The organism is Ruegeria sediminis (assembly GCF_005938215.1).
GTDB classification, from domain to species: Bacteria; Pseudomonadota; Alphaproteobacteria; order Rhodobacterales; family Rhodobacteraceae; genus Ruegeria; species Ruegeria sediminis.
The window spans coordinates 1-17,591 of the sequence record NZ_VCPD01000001.1; the positions used below are offsets into that span (position 1 = coordinate 1).

The 17,591-nt window shown below is 64.6% G+C and carries 18 protein-coding genes and 1 pseudogene; 13 read left to right on the forward strand and 6 right to left on the reverse strand.

The features are described from left to right. The 5 genes and pseudogenes from FGK63_RS21175 to FGK63_RS00020 all read left to right on the forward strand — a co-directional run. A pseudogene (locus tag FGK63_RS21175) lies at positions 1–116 on the forward strand (DUF2189 domain-containing protein); the annotation flags it as partial. A 137-nt stretch (positions 117–253) separates the two neighbouring features. Beyond that, the gene (locus FGK63_RS00005) at positions 254–901 is read left to right on the forward strand and encodes a MarC family protein (protein WP_138839553.1); all 648 of its coding nucleotides are present in this window, start codon (positions 254–256) and stop codon (positions 899–901) included. A gap of 310 nt (positions 902–1,211) precedes the next feature. After that, positions 1,212–2,870: a cytochrome c oxidase subunit I gene (gene ctaD / locus FGK63_RS00010; RefSeq protein ID WP_138839554.1), complete on the forward strand. Its 1,659-nt coding sequence runs from the start codon at positions 1,212–1,214 to the stop codon at positions 2,868–2,870. A gap of 170 nt (positions 2,871–3,040) precedes the next feature. Then, a complete protein-coding gene (locus FGK63_RS00015) occupies positions 3,041–3,640 on the forward strand; it encodes a 2-hydroxychromene-2-carboxylate isomerase (RefSeq protein ID WP_138839555.1) in 600 nt (199 codons plus the stop codon). 56 nt (positions 3,641–3,696) lie between these two features. Continuing rightward, a complete protein-coding gene (locus tag FGK63_RS00020) occupies positions 3,697–4,194 on the forward strand; it encodes a DUF2244 domain-containing protein (protein WP_138839556.1) in 498 nt (165 codons plus the stop codon). Positions 4,195–4,236: 42 nt separating this feature from the next. On the opposite strand, the gene FGK63_RS00025 is transcribed toward FGK63_RS00020, so the two are convergent. After that, the gene (locus tag FGK63_RS00025; RefSeq protein ID WP_138839557.1) at positions 4,237–4,719 is read right to left on the reverse strand and encodes a GatB/YqeY domain-containing protein; all 483 of its coding nucleotides are present in this window, start codon (positions 4,717–4,719) and stop codon (positions 4,237–4,239) included. Positions 4,720–4,902: 183 nt separating this feature from the next. Between FGK63_RS00025 and carA the strand changes: the two genes are divergently transcribed. Then, positions 4,903–6,069, forward strand: coding sequence for a glutamine-hydrolyzing carbamoyl-phosphate synthase small subunit (gene carA, locus FGK63_RS00030; RefSeq protein ID WP_138839558.1), 1,167 nt, complete (start codon positions 4,903–4,905; stop codon positions 6,067–6,069). A 129-nt stretch (positions 6,070–6,198) separates the two neighbouring features. Beyond that, positions 6,199–8,010 (forward strand): glycosyltransferase family 2 protein, encoded by a 1,812-nt coding sequence (locus tag FGK63_RS00035; protein ID WP_246043876.1) that lies wholly within the window; start codon positions 6,199–6,201, stop codon positions 8,008–8,010. A gap of 3 nt (positions 8,011–8,013) precedes the next feature. On the opposite strand, the gene FGK63_RS00040 is transcribed toward FGK63_RS00035, so the two are convergent. Continuing rightward, positions 8,014–8,664: a GntR family transcriptional regulator gene (locus FGK63_RS00040; RefSeq protein ID WP_138839560.1), complete on the reverse strand. Its 651-nt coding sequence runs from the start codon at positions 8,662–8,664 to the stop codon at positions 8,014–8,016. Positions 8,665–8,764: 100 nt separating this feature from the next. Between FGK63_RS00040 and FGK63_RS00045 the strand changes: the two genes are divergently transcribed. The 3 genes from FGK63_RS00045 to FGK63_RS00055 all read left to right on the forward strand — a co-directional run bounded on the left by FGK63_RS00045 (position 8,765) and on the right by FGK63_RS00055 (position 11,015). Then, positions 8,765–9,409 carry a pyrimidine 5'-nucleotidase gene (locus tag FGK63_RS00045; RefSeq protein ID WP_138839561.1) on the forward strand — a complete coding sequence of 215 codons (645 nt, stop codon included), beginning with the start codon at positions 8,765–8,767 and terminating at the stop codon, positions 9,407–9,409. Positions 9,410–9,495: 86 nt separating this feature from the next. After that, positions 9,496–9,744, forward strand: coding sequence for a hypothetical protein (locus FGK63_RS00050; RefSeq protein WP_138839562.1), 249 nt, complete (start codon positions 9,496–9,498; stop codon positions 9,742–9,744). A 74-nt stretch (positions 9,745–9,818) separates the two neighbouring features. After that, positions 9,819–11,015 (forward strand): UbiH/UbiF family hydroxylase, encoded by a 1,197-nt coding sequence (locus tag FGK63_RS00055; protein WP_138839563.1) that lies wholly within the window; start codon positions 9,819–9,821, stop codon positions 11,013–11,015. 15 nt (positions 11,016–11,030) lie between these two features. Here the strand turns inward: FGK63_RS00055 and FGK63_RS00060 are convergent, their stop codons facing one another. Then, complete coding sequence (locus tag FGK63_RS00060; RefSeq protein ID WP_138839564.1) at positions 11,031–12,158, reverse strand: aminotransferase class V-fold PLP-dependent enzyme; 1,128 nt, start codon at positions 12,156–12,158, stop codon at positions 11,031–11,033. Between the two features lie 253 nt (positions 12,159–12,411). Here FGK63_RS00060 and FGK63_RS00065 point away from each other — a divergent pair, with 253 nt between their 5' ends. Further along, positions 12,412–13,095, forward strand: a complete 684-nt coding sequence (locus tag FGK63_RS00065; RefSeq protein ID WP_138839565.1) for a histidine utilization transcriptional repressor HutC — start codon at positions 12,412–12,414, stop codon at positions 13,093–13,095. A gap of 6 nt (positions 13,096–13,101) precedes the next feature. On the opposite strand, the gene FGK63_RS00070 is transcribed toward FGK63_RS00065, so the two are convergent. Further along, a complete protein-coding gene (locus FGK63_RS00070) occupies positions 13,102–13,560 on the reverse strand; it encodes an Lrp/AsnC family transcriptional regulator (protein WP_138839566.1) in 459 nt (152 codons plus the stop codon). Further along, on the reverse strand, positions 13,557–14,012 hold the full coding sequence (locus FGK63_RS00075) for an Lrp/AsnC family transcriptional regulator (protein WP_138840409.1): 456 nt from the start codon (positions 14,010–14,012) through the stop codon (positions 13,557–13,559). The genes FGK63_RS00070 and FGK63_RS00075 overlap by 4 nt, the downstream gene beginning before the upstream one ends. 131 nt (positions 14,013–14,143) lie before the next feature. Between FGK63_RS00075 and ilvC the strand changes: the two genes are divergently transcribed. Both ilvC and FGK63_RS00085 read left to right on the forward strand, forming a co-directional pair. Continuing rightward, entirely contained in the window at positions 14,144–15,166 is a 1,023-nt protein-coding gene (gene ilvC, locus FGK63_RS00080) for a ketol-acid reductoisomerase (protein ID WP_138839567.1), read from the forward strand. Between the two features lie 130 nt (positions 15,167–15,296). Then, positions 15,297–16,217 carry a DMT family transporter gene (locus FGK63_RS00085; protein WP_138839568.1) on the forward strand — a complete coding sequence of 307 codons (921 nt, stop codon included), beginning with the start codon at positions 15,297–15,299 and terminating at the stop codon, positions 16,215–16,217. Between the two features lie 7 nt (positions 16,218–16,224). Here the strand turns inward: FGK63_RS00085 and glmM are convergent, their stop codons facing one another. Next, entirely contained in the window at positions 16,225–17,571 is a 1,347-nt protein-coding gene (gene glmM, locus FGK63_RS00090; protein WP_138839569.1) for a phosphoglucosamine mutase, read from the reverse strand. Between the last annotated feature and the right edge of the window lie 20 nt (positions 17,572–17,591).

A 17,591-nucleotide genomic window follows, 5' to 3' on the forward strand; every position in this document is an offset into this window, starting at 1 on the left:
TCACCATGCTGCTGTCGCTGGTTCCGGCGTTTCTGGGCCTGATCTTCACCCTGCCGATCCTTGGCCACGCCACATGGCATCTCTATCAGCGGGCTGTGCCACCGGCGGAGGAGTGATCCAGCCGGCCATCACTGGACCTGTCGCAGAGCGGTGCACAGCCTTGAAAAATGGCCCAAAACTCGCCAATCTGCGCCTGGGTCAACTTCACTTGGGAAATTCCGGTTGAATAGTCCGGGACGGACAGAGAGGCCAAATGTTTGACAGCGATCTCTTCCTGGATTTCTTCATAGCCCTCTTTGCGCTTCTAAACCCGCTTTTCGCAATTCCGATTTTTCTTGGCCTGACAAGTGAGTTCACCGCGGGCGAGCGACAGCGGGCAGCCGCGGTTGCCGCGCTGACAACCCTGGTCGCGCTGATCATCGCGGCCCTGATCGGTGATCAGATTCTCAATCTTTTCGGCGTTCATGTGGAGTCGTTTCAGATCGCCGGCGGGATAATCGTGCTAATGATCGCCTTGGGTATGCTCAAGGATGACGGCAAAGAAGATGAAAAGGCCAAGGAAACGATAGCGGAGGAAACCGGCAGCAAGAACAAGGATATCGCTGTCTATCCTCTTGCCATTCCGCTGCTTGCCGGACCGGGCGTCTTCGTCACGACCATCGTTTTCAGCAGCCGGCTTGCGGCCGCGGGTGATTTCACGGCCCTTGGCGCGGCCATTCTGGCAGTTGCGCTGATGCTGTGGCTGTCCATGGCGTTTGCCACCACCGCCGGGCGGTTTCTGAACGACGTTGCAATCACCATCGGCACGAAGATCCTTGGAATTCTGCTTGCGGCCGTTGCGGTTGAAATGATCATCAAGGGAATAGATTCCCATTTTCTGCCGCTGCTTGGTGCCGGCTAGGGGATGATATCGGCGCGGGCGCTTGATCGGCCTGCGGGGCTTTGCATCCGCCAGTCTGCCTGCAAGGGCTTTGGACATACCGGCTGAAGGTATCCGTGCCGCCCGGCCGGCCGGCGGAGGCGCCATTTCTCTGCGCCGGGCAGGAAACGCGGGAACGATGCGCCCGATTCAAGGAGGGTGCGGCCATTTATCTTGATCCAGATCAAACTCCGCCATTGAAGGTGTGTCCCTCACATTCTAAAACCTGCTGGAATCCCCGCGCGCCGGAGAAGTCCGGCTGCGCGGTTATGTTGCAACAGGAGGCACCTAAATGGCAGACGCAGCCATTCATGGTCACGATCATGAAGACCAGCGCGGTTTCTTCACCCGCTGGTTCATGTCGACCAACCACAAGGACATCGGGATCCTATACCTGGTATTCTCGGCCATCGCTGGCCTGATCTCGGTTCTGATGACCGTCTACATGCGGCTTGAGCTGATGGATCCGGGCGTTCAGTACATGTGCATGGAAGGCTTCATGGCCGACCCCTGCACGCCCAACGGCCATCTCTGGAACGTGATGATCACCTATCACGGCGTCCTGATGATGTTCTTCGTGGTCATTCCCGCGCTGTTCGGCGGTTTCGGCAACTATTTCATGCCGTTGCAGATCGGCGCGCCGGACATGGCCTTCCCGCGGATGAACAACCTGTCCTTCTGGCTCTACGTGGCCGGCACCTCGCTGGGCGTCGCTTCGCTGTTGTCTCCGGGCGGCAACGACCAGCTGGGTTCGGGCGTGGGCTGGGTGCTGTATCCGCCGCTCTCGACCACCGAAGGCGGCATGTCCATGGACCTTGCGATCTTCGCCGTGCACGTATCGGGCGCCTCCTCGATCCTCGGCGCGATCAACATGATCACCACCTTCCTGAACATGCGCGCCCCGGGCATGACCCTGTTCAAGGTGCCGCTGTTCAGCTGGTCGATCTTCGTCACCTCGTGGCTGATCCTGCTGTCGCTGCCGGTTCTGGCCGGCGCCATCACCATGCTGCTGATGGACCGCAACTTCGGCTTCACCTTCTTCGATCCGGCCGGCGGCGGCGACCCGGTGCTGTACCAGCACATCCTGTGGTTCTTCGGCCATCCGGAAGTGTACATCGTGATCCTGCCCGGCTTCGGCATCATCAGCCACGTGATCGCCACCTTCTCGCGCAAGCCGATCTTCGGCTACCTGCCGATGGTCTGGGCGATCATCGCGATCGGGGTGCTCGGCTTCGTCGTGTGGGCGCACCACATGTACACCGTCGGCATGTCGCTGCGCCAGCAGGCCTACTTCATGCTGGCCACGATGGTCATCGCGGTGCCCACGGGCGTCAAGGTGTTCTCGTGGATCGCCACCATGTGGGGCGGCTCGATCGAGTTCAAGACGCCGATGCTTTTCGCCTTCGGCTTCCTGTTCCTGTTCACCGTCGGCGGTGTGACCGGCGTGGTGCTGAGCCAGGCGGGCGTGGACCGCGCCTATCACGACACCTACTATGTCGTGGCCCACTTCCACTACGTGATGTCGCTTGGGGCGGTGTTCGCGATCTTTGCCGGGATCTACTTCTATTTCGGCAAGATGACCGGACGCCAGTACCCGGAATTCTGGGGCAAGGTCCACTTCTGGATGTTCTTCATCGGCGCCAACCTGACCTTCTTCCCCCAGCACTTCCTGGGCCGTCAGGGCATGCCGCGCCGGTACATCGACTACCCCGAGGCCTTCGCCTACTGGAACAAGATCTCGTCCTATGGCGCGTTCATCTCGTTCGCTTCGTTCCTGCTGTTCTTCGGCATCGTGTTCTATTCGCTGTTCCGCGGCGCGCGTGTGACCCAGAACAACTACTGGAACGAGTACGCGGACACGCTGGAATGGACCCTGCCCTCGCCGCCTCCCGAACACACGTTCGAGATCCTGCCCAAGCAGGAAGACTGGGACAAGGGCCACGCGCACTGATCCCGGCCTGACCGAGACACAGCGAAAACCCCGCCACGCCGGCGGGGTTTTCCTTTTCCGGGCGGTCGCGAACCCGGCGGCGCACGGAACGGGCTTGGCGGAATCGCCAGACTCACAAAATTACGCTATTCTTTTTCGGGCCTTGTATTGCGCTACCCGGAGTCCCGCCGATGCCCGAGATCGATTTTTGGTATTCTATTGGCAGCACCTATTCATTCCTGACCGTCATGCGGCTTCCTGACTGGTGCAAGGAAAACCACACCTCGGTCCGCTGGCGTCCCTTCAACGTGCGCACGGTCATGACCGAGCAAAAGAACATCCCCTTCGCGGGCAAACCCATCAAATCCGCCTATATGTGGCGCGACATCGAACGGCGGACCGCCAAGTACGGTCTGCACGCGCGGCTGCCGGCCCCCTACCCGATTTCCGACCTGGCCCTTGCCAACCAGGTGGCGCTGCTGGGCATGGGCGAAGGATGGGGCGAACGGTTCACCCGGAACCTCTACCGCATCTGGTTCGAGGATGGCGTCGAGGCCGGAAGCGAAGCGGCCCTGGCCGAGGCCCTGCACCGCAGCGAGCAGGACCCCCTGCCCGTGCTTGCCCGCGCGCGGGAACCCGAAGCGGTCGCGGCGCTGGAGGCGGAAACCGAAGCGGCGGTTGCGGCGGGCGTCTTCGGTGCGCCCAGCTTCGTGGCGCGGGGCGAACTGTTCTGGGGCGACGACCGGCTGGAGGATGCCCTGTCCTGGGTCAAGGTCGGCCACGTGGTCTGACGCCGGGACCGCGGAACCGATCTCGACCGGCGTGGAACGGATGCTAGGTTAACCCCATGCCCTACGACTGGAAACGCCCTTCGGAAACCGTGCAGGAACTGCACCTTTGGCCGCACAACTCTCTCCCGCCCCGCGGGGTGATGGCTGCCGTTCTGGGTGTCTTTGCACTGGGCACCATTCCCATGCTGGCCGTTTTGGGATCGGTCCTTCTGTGGGGCCTGCTGCCATTCGTTCTGCTGGCCGTCCTGGGCCTGTGGCTGGCCCTGGAAATGAACTACCGCCACCGGCGCATGCTGGAGGTGCTGACCCTGACGGACGACCAGGCGCATCTGGTGCGCCACAATCCGCGCGGACGCATTCAGGAATGGCACTGCAACCGCTACTGGGCGCGGCCCGAGATGCACAAGCTGGGCGGTCCCGTGCCCAACTACGTGACATTGATCGGCGCGGGACGCGAAGTCGAAATCGGCGCCTTCCTGTCCGAAGACGAACGCATCGCGCTTTATGACGAACTGGTGTTGAAGATGCGCGTCCCGTCCGTCAGCCCGGGCTGACAGGTCAACATCTGACTTTCAGGGCAATCGGGCCAACGGCCCTCAGCCGCCGTTCGAAGCCTTGCAGAGCTGGTCCTTGACCATCGGGCCCACCGTGCCGAAATCCATCCGGCCGGTATAGCGCGACTTGAGCTCGCCCATGACCTTGCCCATGTCGCGGATCGATTCTGCGCCGGTCGATGAAATCGCCGCCTTGATCGCCGCGACCACTTCGTCGTCTTCCAGCTGCTTGGGCAGAAACTCTTCGATCACCGCGATTTCCAGGCGCTCGCGCTCGGCCAGATCCAGACGCCCGCCCTCTTCGTAGGCGCGCGCGCTTTCCTTGCGCTGCTTGGTCATTTTTCCCAGAATTTCAAGAACTTCCGCGTCGCTGCAACCGTTCGCTTCTTCGCTTCCGGCGCCGCGCGTGGCGATATCCTTGTCCTTGATCGCCGCGTTGATCAGCCGAAGCGTCGACACCCTCTCGGCGGCCTTGTCCTTCATTGCTTGCTTTAGGGCAGTGTTTACCCTTGATCGCATATCCATTTGTCCTGCCCATCCCCATGGAACTCGAACCTAGACCATATTTAAACCGAAACTATGTTACAACAAGGGATGAAAGCCGTTAACCCGTTGAAAAACAACGATAGTGGAAATTTCGATCAGGCTTGACCCAGCGGCGCAAGCCCCTTAGTTATGCGCCGATTTACCCTGCAGGAGAGTCGCGCCATGGTCCAGAATGCCACGTCCAAGCCCACCGCATGTCTGGCACTGGCCGATGGAACGCTGTTCTACGGGCACGGCTTCGGGGCCACGGGCCAGACGGTCGCCGAATTGTGCTTCAACACCGCGATGACCGGATATCAGGAAATCATGACCGACCCCTCCTATGCGGGCCAGATCGTGACCTTCACTTTTCCGCATATCGGCAACGTGGGCGTGAACCCCGAGGATGACGAGACCGCCGATCCCGTGGCCGAGGGAATGGTGGTCAAATGGGACCCGACCCTGCCGTCGAACTGGCGCGCCGCGGAAGAGCTCAAGGACTGGCTGGCGCGGCGCGGCCGCATCGCCATCGGCGGCGTCGATACCCGCCGCCTGACCCGGGCGATCCGCCAGCAGGGCGCGCCGCACGTGGCGCTGGCCCATGACCCCGAGGGCAAATTCGACATCGAGGCGCTGGTCGCCGCCGCGCGCGGCTTTGCCGGCCTGGAAGGCATGGACCTGGCCAAGAAGGTCACCTGTGCGCAAAGCTACCGCTGGGACGAGATGCGCTGGGCCTGGCCCGACGGGTATTCTCGTCAGGAAGCCCCGGCGCACAAGGTCGTGGCCGTGGATTACGGCGCCAAGCGCAACATCCTGCGCTGCCTCGCCTCGGCGGGCTGCGACGTGACTGTTCTGCCCGCGACGGCAACCGCCGCCGAAATCCTGGCCCACAGCCCCGACGGCGTGTTCCTGTCCAACGGTCCCGGCGACCCGGCGGCGACCGGCGAATACGCCGTTCCGATGATCCGGGAGATCCTGGGCACCACCGATCTGCCGGTTTTCGGCATCTGCCTTGGCCACCAGATGCTGGCGCTGGCGCTGGGCGGACAGACCGTCAAGATGAACCACGGCCACCACGGCGCCAACCACCCGGTCAAGGATCTGGAAACCGGCAAGGTCGAGATCACCTCGATGAACCACGGTTTCGCGGTCGACGCCCAGACCCTGCCCGACGGCGTGGTGGAAACGCACCGCTCGCTGTTCGACGGGTCGAACTGCGGTATCCGCATGGCGGAGCGGCCGGTCTATTCGGTGCAGTATCACCCCGAAGCGTCGCCCGGCCCGCAGGACAGTTTCTACCTGTTCGAACGGTTCGCCGCGGCCATGGCGGCCAGAAAAACCGCGGCCTGAGCCCGGACATATCCGCCTTAACCGGACATTAACCAGCCCCGAGCCACCCTGAAGCGTGTCACACGCATCGGGGTCAGTGTCTTGAGCGGCCAGAATGTCCAACGCCTCGCAGAGGTTGCGCCGCTCCCGGTGCCCCGGCTCCCGTTGGGGCGGCATCTGGTTCTGAATGGCGCAATCACCGAAGCGCAGCTGGTCGAGGCGCTGCAGCTGCAGTTGCGGCTGAATGCTCCGCTTGGAAAAATCATCGTCGCGGAAGGCTGGGCCGAACCGAGAGACATTCTGGACGCGCTGTCGGCGCAGAGCGGCCTTCAGATCGCCGACCTGGCCGCCACTCCGCCCGCTTCCGAACTTGGCGACCTGATGCCGGTTGCGTTCTGGTTGAAACACGCGGTCGTACCGTGGATTCGCATGGGGCCGATCGTGCTTGTCGCCACGTCCCGTCCCGACCGTTTTCCGGAAGTTGCCGACGCGATGGCCGCAGCCGGCTTGACAGCGATGCCGGTGCTGGCCGGGTTGGATCACATCCATGCGGCGCTAGCCCGGCTGTTCGCTGCGCCCCTGGCCAAAGCGGCCGAGACCTGCGTCGAGCCGTCGCAAAGCTGCCGGGACTGGACGTTCGGCGCCCGCTTGCCGGCGATCCTGACGGGCATCCTGATCCTTCTCGTCGCCGTGGCGTTTCCGGAACTGGGGCTGGCTGCGCTGATTTTCGCCTCGGTTCTCACGCTGAGCCTGTTCATGGCGCTGCGGCTGGCGGGTTTTGCCGCGCATGTGGCCGGCCGGACCCATCTGATCGCCTCGCATCCCGGCCCGCGCCTGCCGCCTATTTCCGTTCTGGTGCCGCTTTACAAAGAGCGCGAGATCGCGGATGCGCTGGTCCGGCGGCTCGGCCGGCTGAACTATCCCAAGGCGCTGCTGGACGTCATCCTCGTGCTCGAGGAAAAGGACGGCGTGACCCAGGCGGCGCTTTCCGCCGCCGACCTGCCGCACTGGATGCGGGTGATCAAGGTTCCCGATCTGGGCGGGCTGACCACCAAGCCGCGCGCGATGAACTTTGCGCTGGATTTCTGCCGGGGCGAGATCGTGGGGGTCTGGGACGCCGAGGATGCGCCCGCCCCCGATCAGCTGGAACGGGTCGCGGCCCGCTTTGCCCAAGCGCCGCCCGACGTGGTGTGCCTGCAAGGCATCCTGGACTACTACAATCCGCGGACGAACTGGCGCGCGCGCTGTTTCACCATCGAATACTGCAGCTGGTTTCGGGTCATCCTGCCGGGCATCGCCCGGTTGGGCCTCGTGGTGCCCCTGGGCGGCACCACGCTGTTCTTTCGCCGCCAGGTGCTAGAGGAACTGGGCCGGTGGGACGCGCATAACGTGACGGAAGACGCCGATCTGGGCGTCCGGCTTTGCCGCGCGGGATACCGGACCGAAATGATCGACACTGTCACCCATGAAGAGGCCAGCTTTCGCGCCTGGCCCTGGGTGCGGCAACGCTCGCGCTGGCTGAAGGGGTTCATGGTGACCTACCTGGTCCACATGCGCGCGCCGCGCCGCCTGCTGGCCGATCTTGGCCTTTGGCGGTTCGTGGGGTTTCAGGCCTTCTTTCTGGGCACTCTGGGGCAGTTCCTGCTTGCGCCGGTGCTGTGGTCCTTGTGGCTGCTTCTGTTCGGCCTGCCGCATCCGATTGCGCAGATGGTTGCACCGCCTCTCATGGCGATACTGGTGGGCTTTCTTGTTCTGGCCGAACTGCTGAACATCCTGATCGGCCTGACCGCGGTCTCGGCGAAAGACCGGCGTTTCCTGATGCCGTGGGTGCCCACCATGATGGCCTACTTCCCGCTCGGCGCCGTGGCCGCCTACAAGGCGCTGTGGGAACTGGCGATCCGCCCCTTTTTCTGGGACAAGACCCAGCACGGACAGGCCCCGGAAGAGGATCAGCCCGCGTGACGCTCAGCCGCGCTCGCGCTTGTCCGCGTCCTGCTTGAGCCGGGTCATGAAGGCGATCGAGATGTGGTCCTTCAGCGCCTTTTCCGCCCGCTCTTCGTCGCGCGCCTCGATCGCATCGACGATGCCCTTGTGTTCGCTCTGCGCGATTTCTCCGCGGCCCTGCGCGGCAAGCGACGTGGTCGCCATCAGTGCCATGGTCCTGTGCACAAGATCCAGCTGCTGAACCAGATACCGGTTGTGCGAGGCCAGATGGATCTGTTCGTGAAAGCGCCGGTTCGCCCGCGACAGGGCGTTCGGATCTCCGACCAGTTCGTCATCCGCCTTGACCATCTCGCGCAGCACCCGGATCTCTTCTTCGGTGGCATGTTGCGCCGCCAGGCGCGCGGCCAGCCCTTCGAGTTCGCGGCGCACGACGTAAAGTTCGGCCATCTGGTTGTGGTCCAGCGACGCCACGATCAGCGAACGCCCGTCCCGCTCGAGCAGGGATTGCGTCTCGAGCCGCTGCAGCGCCTCGCGGATCGGCGTGCGCGACACGCCGAAGCGGTCGGCAAGCTCGCTTTCCACCAGCCGGTCGCCGGGCTTGTAGATCCCGACATCGATCGCCTCGAGGATCAGGCTGTAGGCATCCGTATTCGTCTGGCGCGTCTGGTTCATTTTGTGTTCTTTCTCCCTGTTCCGACTTGTCTATCCGCCGGGCAGGCTTGCGATCAAGCCCGGCATTGAAAACCGCGTCACAGAGCCCTAAACCCAAGTCATGGTGAAACCGGCCTTCTCACACGTCACGCAATGGGTGTTCGATCTGGACAACACCCTGTATCCGCCACACATGCGCCTGTTCGACCAGATCGAGGTGCTGATGACGGAATACGTCATGCGCGCGCTCGGCGTGGACAAGACCCGGGCGGACCACCTGCGGTCGCACTATTGGCGGCAATACGGCACCACGCTCGCCGGGCTGATGGCCGAGCATGACGTGGACCCGGAGCCCTACCTGCATTCGGTGCACCAGGTGGACATGACCCACATGGAGCCCGACGCCGAACTGGCCGCGCATATCCGCGCCCTGCCCGGCCGCCGCATCGTCTATACCAACGGCAGCGCGCCCTATGCCGAAAGGGTTCTCGAGGCGCGCGGGCTGAACGGACTCTTCGACGCGGTCTATGGCGTCGAACATGCCGGGTATCGCCCCAAGCCCGAGCGGGTGGCCTTCGAGGCGATCTTTCTGCACGACGGGATCGACGCGAAACGGGCGGCCATGTTCGAGGACGATCCCCGCAACCTCGCGGCGCCGCACGAGATGGGCATGCGCACCGTTCATGTCGCGCCCGAGCGCCACGACGCCGAGCACATCCACCACCACACCGACGACCTGACCGGTTTCCTGGGCCGCCTCGTCTGAACGGCAAAACTGCGACGATCTGCGCCTGCCCGCCGCGCCCTCGCGCACCTATATGCCCGGCAGCGACGAACAGAACGGAGAAACCCATGACCGCGTTGGAAATGCCCCGCCGCCTGCCCTTCTGGCAGCGCCTTGTCTTTGCCGTGCCCCTGTTTGGCTGGATGGCCCGTGACGTGGCCTATGGCGACCCCGACAACCTGTGGTACGCCCTGATCGCGGTCGTCAGCATGTGGGGCTGTTCCCTGCTGCTGTTCGGCCTGCCCGGGCTCTACCTCCCGGCGCTGGCCATGGTGCCGGTGATGTTCCTGCTGCTCATCCTGATTTCGCGCGGATGACTTGCGGGACAGGATGTCACTTGGTGCGCAAGGCGGTTCGCCCGTAGGCTCGGACCGGTACGGAGGCATAAGCCATGAAAGACAGCTGTAACATCCTGGTTTCCGGCGGCGGCATCGCCGGGCTGACTGCGGCGGCGGCCTTCGGCGCGGCCGGCTTCGACGTCGTTTGCGTCGATCCGGCGCCGCCCGTGACCGAGCGCGACGCCGAAGGCTCGGACCTGCGCACAACCGCCTTCCTGCAACCGGCGCGCGGGCTGCTCGAGCAATGCGGGCTGTGGGCGCGGCTGGCCGAACATGCCGCCCCGCTGCAGATCATGCGCATCGTCGATGCCGGCGGCGAGGTGCCCGAACCCCGCGTCGTGCGCGATTTCAACGCCGCCGACATCTCGGAACAGCCGTTCGGGTGGAACCTGCCCAACTGGCTGCTCCGGCGCGAGATGGTGGCACGTCTGGCCGAACTGCCCAACGTGGATTTCCGCCCCGGCACGGCCACGACCGGCCTGTTCACCCGCACCGCCGAGGCGCGCGTGGGCCTGAGCGACGGCAGCCGCATCCGCTGCAAGCTGGTGATCGCCGCGGACGGGCGCAACTCGCCCATGCGCGAGGCGGCGGGGATCGGCGTTCACACCACGCGCTACGGGCAAAAGGCGCTGGCCTTCGCGGTCACTCATCCGATCGCCCATGACAACGTCTCGACCGAAATCCACCGCTCGGGCGGCCCCTGCACCCTGGTTCCGCTGCCCGACTGGCAGGGCTCGCCCTCGTCGGCGGTTGTGTGGATGGAACGCGGGCCGCGCGCCGTGGAGCTTTTGAACATGGACGCCGGGGCTTTCGAGGCGGCCATGACCGAACGGTCCTGCGGATTGTTCGGGCCGCTCAAGCTGGCCTCGCGCCGGACCATCTGGCCGATCATCAGCCAATCCGCCGAACGCCTGTCGGGCGAGCGCATCGCGCTGATGGCCGAGGCGGCGCATGTGGTGCCGCCCATCGGCGCGCAGGGGCTGAACATGTCGCTGGGCGATCTGAGGACGCTGTTGGAGCTTGCGCAGGCCCGCCCCGACGGGCTTGGCGACGCGGCGATGCTGGACGCCTATCACAAGGCGCGGCACACCGAGATCGAGCTGCGCGTCAGGGGGATCGACCTGTTGAACCGCGCCTCGATGGTCGAAGCACGCCCCTTGCGGGACGCGCGGGCGATGGGGCTGAGCGCGCTCTATTCACTCGCCCCGGTGCGAAAGACGCTGATGCAGATGGGCCTCGGCGTCCGCTGAGGCCCAACCCGCGGCTCAAAGCACCTGATCCAGAACCCGTTTCAGGCGCGCGATCGTTCCGTCCACGTCATACAGCTTGTCGAGCCCGAACAGCCCCAGCCGGAAGGTGCTGAACCCTTCGGGCTCGTCGCATTGCAGCGGCACGCCCGCCGCGATCTGCATGCCCTGCGCGGCGAATTTCTTGCCGTTCTGGATTTCGGGATCCGAGGTATAGCTGACCACCACGCCCGGCGCCCCGAATCCTTCGGCGGCGACCGACACCACGCCCTTGTCCTTGAGCATGGCCCGCACCCCGTTGCCCAGCGCCCATTGCGCCTCGCGCAGCCTTGCGAAGCCATAGTCGCGGGTTTCGGCCATGGTGTCCCGGAACGCGCGCAGCGCATCGGTGGGCATGGTGGCGTGATAGGCATGGCCGCCGTTCTCGTAGGCCTGCATGATCTGCCGCCATTTCTTCAAATCGATGGCGAAACTGTCCGACGTCGTCTCATCCAGACGCTTTTCCGCCCGCTCGGACAGCATCACCAGGCCGGCGCAGGGCGAGGCGCTCCAACCTTTCTGCGGGGCCGAAATCAGGACATCGACGCCGGTGGCCTTCATGTCCACCCAGACGCAGCCCGAGGCGATGCAGTCCAGCACCATCAGCGCGCCGACCTCATGCGCCGCCGCGGCCATTGCCGAGATGTAGTCGTCGGGCAGAATCACCCCGGCGGCGGTTTCGACATGCGGGGCAAAGACGACATCGGGGCGCTGTTCGCGGATCGCGGCCACCACCTCGTCGATCGGGGCCGGGGCGAACGGCGACGGGGTGGCATTGCCGGTCTGGCGCGCCTTCATCACCGTGGCGCCGGAGGTCAGGCCGCCGGTCTCGAAGATCTGGCTCCAGCGATACGAGAACCAGCCGTTGCGAACCACCAGCACATTCGCGCCGCGGGCGAACTGGCGCGCCACCGCTTCCATGCCATAGGTTCCGCCGCCGGGAATCACCGCCACGCCGTCGGCATTGTAAACCTCGCGGAGCATGGCCGAGATGTCGCGCATCACCTGCTGGAAGGCCGCGGACATGTGATTGAGCGAACGATCGGTGAAAACGACCGAGAATTCTTCAAGGCCGCCGGGATCGACGGTTTCAAGCAATGCAGGCATGGTCAGTCCTTTCTGTCAGGTCCCCGACTTTCTGAACTTACCCGGCGAATTGGTAAAGCTGCAAATCGACAAAAGCCGGCGGTGCGTCGGCGCCAGCCCCGGCCGGTCAGGGAAGATTCGGGTTTGTTAACCACAACTTGCAGAATTGACGCCAACCAGTGTCACGGAAGCTTTACACTCAGGCGTGTTTCTGAGCAGATAGACACATCCAAAGCAAGAAAGGACGGACCAGCCCGTGACATCACAAAAGCGAATGAGCTTTCAGGTTGTTCGTGACGAAGTGAAACGGCGGATCGAAAGCCGCATCTGGCCCCAGGGATCCGTGCTGCCGACCGAAACCCAGCTTGCCGAGGAATTCAAATGCGCCCGCGCCACCGTGAACAGGGCGCTGCGCGAACTGGCGGACCAGGGTTTCGTCGAGCGCAAACGAAAAAGCGGAACCCGGGTCAAGATGGCCCCGTCCAAGCAGGCGCGGCTGGAAATCTCCCTCGCCCGCCACACGGTCGAAGCGCAGAACGCGACCTACCGCTATGCCCTGGTCGAACGCAATGTCGTCCTCAGCCCGGGCTGGCTGGCCTCGCAGCTCAACGTGTCCTCGCATACCCGCATCCTGCATGTCCTTTGCATGCACTACGCGGACAACCGGCCCTTTCAGCTTGAGGAACGCTGGATCAACATCGAGGTCGTTCCGGACATCGAGGAGGCCGATCTGAGCCGGTCCGGCCCGCATGAATGGCTGCTGAACGCGGCGCCCTTCACCGATGCCGAGGTGGCGTTTTTCGCCATCGCCGCGGACGGGCGCCTGGCCGAGTTCCTGGGCACGACCCCGGGCATCCCCCTGCTGCAGACCGAGCGCACGACATGGCTGCACCAGCAGCCCGTGACCTTCGCCCGCATGACGCACCACCCCGGCTATCGGATCCGGACCAAGTACTGAACCCGGTCAGCCGATCGGCCCCGGCAGGCGTTCCTCGCTGAGCAGCACGTTCGCCTCGACCTCGCCCGCGCCCGGCAACGTCATGATCCGACGCCTCAGAATGCGCTCGAAATCCGGCAGATCCCGCGCCACGACCCGCAGACGATAGTCGTAGAGCCCCAGAACGTGTTCCACGGTCTGCACCTCGGGAATGGCGCTGACCGCGCGCTCGAAATCCTCGAGGCTGACCTGCCCCTTGCGCGCCAGCTTGACGCCCAGAAAGACGGTGACGCCAAAGCCCAACGCCTCGGCGTTCAGACGCAAGCGCCTGCCCTTTATGATGCCGGCCTGTTCCAGCCGCCGGATGCGCCGCCAGGTGGCCGGCTGCGAAAGCCCGAACCGCCGCCCCAAGGCGCCCGCGCTCTGCGTCGCATCCTGCGCCAACGCCCGCAGCAGCTTGCGGTCCAGATCATCCAGTTCGGTCATACCGGCAGAACCTCGTCCCGCTTGACCCGCGCGATATGCATCAGGGCTTCGATATCGGCGATGTGCGGCAGGGTCAGGATGCGGTCGCGGTAGACCTGCTGATAATGGGGCATGTCCCGTGCGATCACCGACAGCCGCACGTCCACCCGGCCCAGAAAGGTCTGGATCTCGGTCACCTCGGGCACCTGGCGCGCGGCGGCGGTGAACTCGTCAAAGGCCCGCGCCTGAGTCTTGTCGAGCGTCACCCGCAACGACACCTCGACGGCATAGCCCAGTGCCGCCCAGTCGATCACCGCCTCCTGCCCCTGGATGATCCCGGCCGCCTGCATCTTTTCGACCCGCCGCCAGCAGACGCCGGCGCTGATCCGGCACCGCTCGGCCAGTTCGGCGGTGGACAGGCTGGGCTCGGCCTGGAAATGGCGCAGAATGCGCCGGTCTATGTCGTCGAGCATGATTTTTTCGCCCATCGCCGATCTTGCGAATTGTTCTTCATCATTTTGCCGAATACCCGATCCCGGCGCTCTCGCCAATAGCCGTGTCGCCCGATAGAACCACGGCAATCGAAACAGAAAGGACCGGCGAAATGCGCGTCTATTACGATCGTGACTGCGACATCAACCTGATCAAGGACAAGAAAGTGGCCATTCTGGGCTATGGCTCCCAGGGCCACGCCCATGCGCTGAACCTGCGCGACTCGGGCGCCAAGAACCTCGTCGTCGCCCTGCGCGAAGGCTCGCGCTCGGCCAAGAAGGCCGAGGCCGAGGGCCTGAAGGTTATGGGCATCGCCGAAGCCGCGGCCTGGTGCGACGTCATCATGTTCACCATGCCCGACGAACTGCAGGCCGAGACCTACAGGAAATACGTGCATGACAACATCAAGCCGGGCGCGGCCATCGCCTTTGCCCACGGCCTGAACGTGCATTTCGGCCTGATCGAACCGAAGGAAGGCGTGGACGTCATCATGATGGCGCCCAAGGGCCCCGGCCACACCGTGCGCGGCGAATACGTCAAGGGCGGCGGCGTTCCCTGCCTGGTGGCGGTCCACACCGACGCCACCGGCAAAGCGCTGGAAATCGGCCTCAGCTACTGCTCGGCCATCGGCGGCGGCCGCTCGGGCATCATCGAGACCAATTTCCGCGAGGAATGCGAAACCGACCTGTTCGGCGAGCAGGCCGTTCTGTGCGGCGGCCTTGTCGAACTGATCCGCTGCGGCTTCGAGACCCTTGTCGAGGCGGGCTATGCCCCCGAGATGGCCTATTTCGAGTGTCTGCACGAAGTGAAGCTGATCGTCGACCTGATCTACGAAGGCGGCATCGCCAACATGAACTACTCGATCTCGAACACCGCCGAGTATGGCGAATATGTCTCGGGTCCGCGCGTCCTGCCCTATGAGCAGACCAAGAAAGAGATGAAGGCGATCCTGCACGACATCCAGACCGGCAAGTTCGTGCGTGACTTCATGCAGGAAAACGCGGTCGGCCAGCCGTTCTTCAAGGGCACGCGCCGCCTGAACGACGAGCACCAGATCGAGGAAGTGGGCAAGAAGCTGCGCGCCATGATGCCCTGGATCTCGGCCGGCAAGCTGGTCGATCAGGAAAAGAACTGATCCCATCGGGAATATCACCGCGAAAGGGCGCCCCATGGGCGCCCTTTCTGATTGCCGGGCACGCAGCGTTCCGCGTTGACGCCGCTGCCTTGACCCTGTTCAGTTGCGCCGCATTTCCCTGCGAGGCCCGATGGATCAACAACCGGACATCACGGCAAAAAGCTGGCTCATGGTGGCGGCGCTGGGCTTCGTCTGGGGCGGCACGTTCCTGATAATCGAACTGGTCCTGGAAAACATGACGCCGTTCTGGCTGGCGGCCTTCCGGATCGGCTTCGGCGCCCTGCTCAGTTGCGCGGTGTGGCAGCTGATGGGCGGGCGGCTGTTCGTCCGGCCGCCGTCGCGCAGCGCCCTGACCTCTCTGACCGTGATCGCCCTGTTCAGTTCGGCGGTGCCGTTCGCGCTGATCTCGTGGGGGCAGCAATACGTCACCTCGGGCTTCACCGGCGTCTCCATGGCCTCGGTCGCGCTGATGGTGCTGCCCCTCGCGCATTTCCTTGTGCCGGGAGAACGCATGACCCTGCGCCGCGCCACGGGGTTTGTGATCGGCTTCGCGGGCGTGTCGCTTTTGATCGGATCGCAGGCCTTCGAAAGCTCGGGCGAGGTGCGCGAGTTGCCGGGACGCATCGCCTGCCTGTCGGCCGCCGCCTGCTATGCCCTGACATCGGTGCTGATGCGCCGCCTGCCGCCCGTCGATCCCATCGGGCTGTCTTCGGTCCTGCTGCTGATCGGAGCATCCGCCGCCATTCCGGCAGCCTGGGCGGTAGAGGGTCCACCGCCGCTTCCCGATCACCGCACCCTGTTCCTGGTCGCCTTCCTGGGCCTGGTGCCCACCGCAGCCGCCAACCTTTTGCGCGTGACGGTGGTGCGCACGGCCGGCCCTGTCTTCATGAGCCTGACGAACTACCAGGTGCCTGTCTGGTCCGTGGTTCTGGGGGCCGTGTTCCTGGGCGAGCCGCTGCCGCCCGCCCTGCTCTGGGCGCTGCTCTTGATCCTCGGCGGCGTCGGCCTCAGCCAGTATGGCGCGCTCAGACGGCTGTTTGGCCGGTCCTGACCGGGGCTCAGGCCGAAACCGCGCCCATGACCGCGCCGACCACCGAATCGACGGTGCGTTCCAGCAGGCCTTCGTCCTCGCATTCCGCCATCACGCGGATCAGCGGCTCGGTTCCCGACTTGCGGATCAGCAGTCGGCCCTTGCCGTTCAATGCGCTTTCGGCATCCGCGATCGCACGCTTCACTTCTTGCAGGTCCAGCGGGTCCTGCCCGGCATCGAAACGCACGTTCTTCAGCAATTGCGGCACGGGGTCGAACTGCCGCGCCAGATCCGAGGCCGGTCGGCCGGACAGCACCATCTCGGCCAGGAAATGCAGCCCCGCCATCAGCCCGTCCCCGGTGGTGGCATAGTCGCTCATCACGATATGGCCCGACTGTTCGCCGCCAAGGTTGTAGCCGCCTTCGCGCATCCGTTCGACCACGTAGCGGTCTCCGACCGCGGTGCGCTCCAGCCGCAGACCGCTACCGGCCAGGTGCCGTTCCAGCCCGAGATTCGACATGACCGTCGCCACCAGCGCGCCGCCCTTGAGCTGCCCCTCGGCGGCCCAGCGCGAGGCCAGCAGCGCCATCAGCTGATCGCCATCCGCCACCGCGCCGGTTTCGTCGATCATCACGACCCGGTCCGCATCGCCGTCAAGGCAGATGCCCACATGTGCGCCATGCGCGACCACGGTCTCGGCCGCCACCAGCGGCTGAGTCGAGCCGCAGCCCAGGTTGATGTTCTTGCCGTCGGGCGACACGCCGACGGGAATCACATCCGCGCCAAGCTCCCACAGCACTTCGGGCGCGGTCCGGTGCGCCGCGCCGTTGGCGCAGTCGATCACCACCTTCAGCCCGTCCAGCCGCAGGTCGCGCGGGAGCGAAGACTTGACCCGCTCACCATAGCGGAACCGGGCGTCGTCGACGCGCCGCGCACGCCCGATATTCTGCGCCTGCGCCGGTCGGACGCCTTCTTCGATCAGCTTTTCGATCTCGATCTCGGCCTGATCCGACAGCTTGTAGCCGTCCGGACCGAAGAACTTGATGCCGTTGTCCTCGGCCGGGTTGTGGCTGGCCGAGATCATCACCCCCAGGTCGGCCCGCATCGAACGGGTCATCAGCCCCACGGCGGGCGTGGGCACCGGCCCCAGCAGCAGCACGTTCATGCCGGTCGAGGTCAGCCCCGCCGTCAGCGCGTTTTCGAACATGTAGCCGGACAGGCGCGTGTCCTTGCCGATCACCACCCGGTGCGCGCCCGACGAATCCCTGCGGAAGTACCGCCCCACGGCGGCGCCGATGCGCAGGGCCATCTCGGCGGTCATCGGATGGGTGTTGGCGGTTCCCCGCACCCCGTCGGTTCCGAATAGTTTGCGCATGACTGACTCTCCAATGGGTA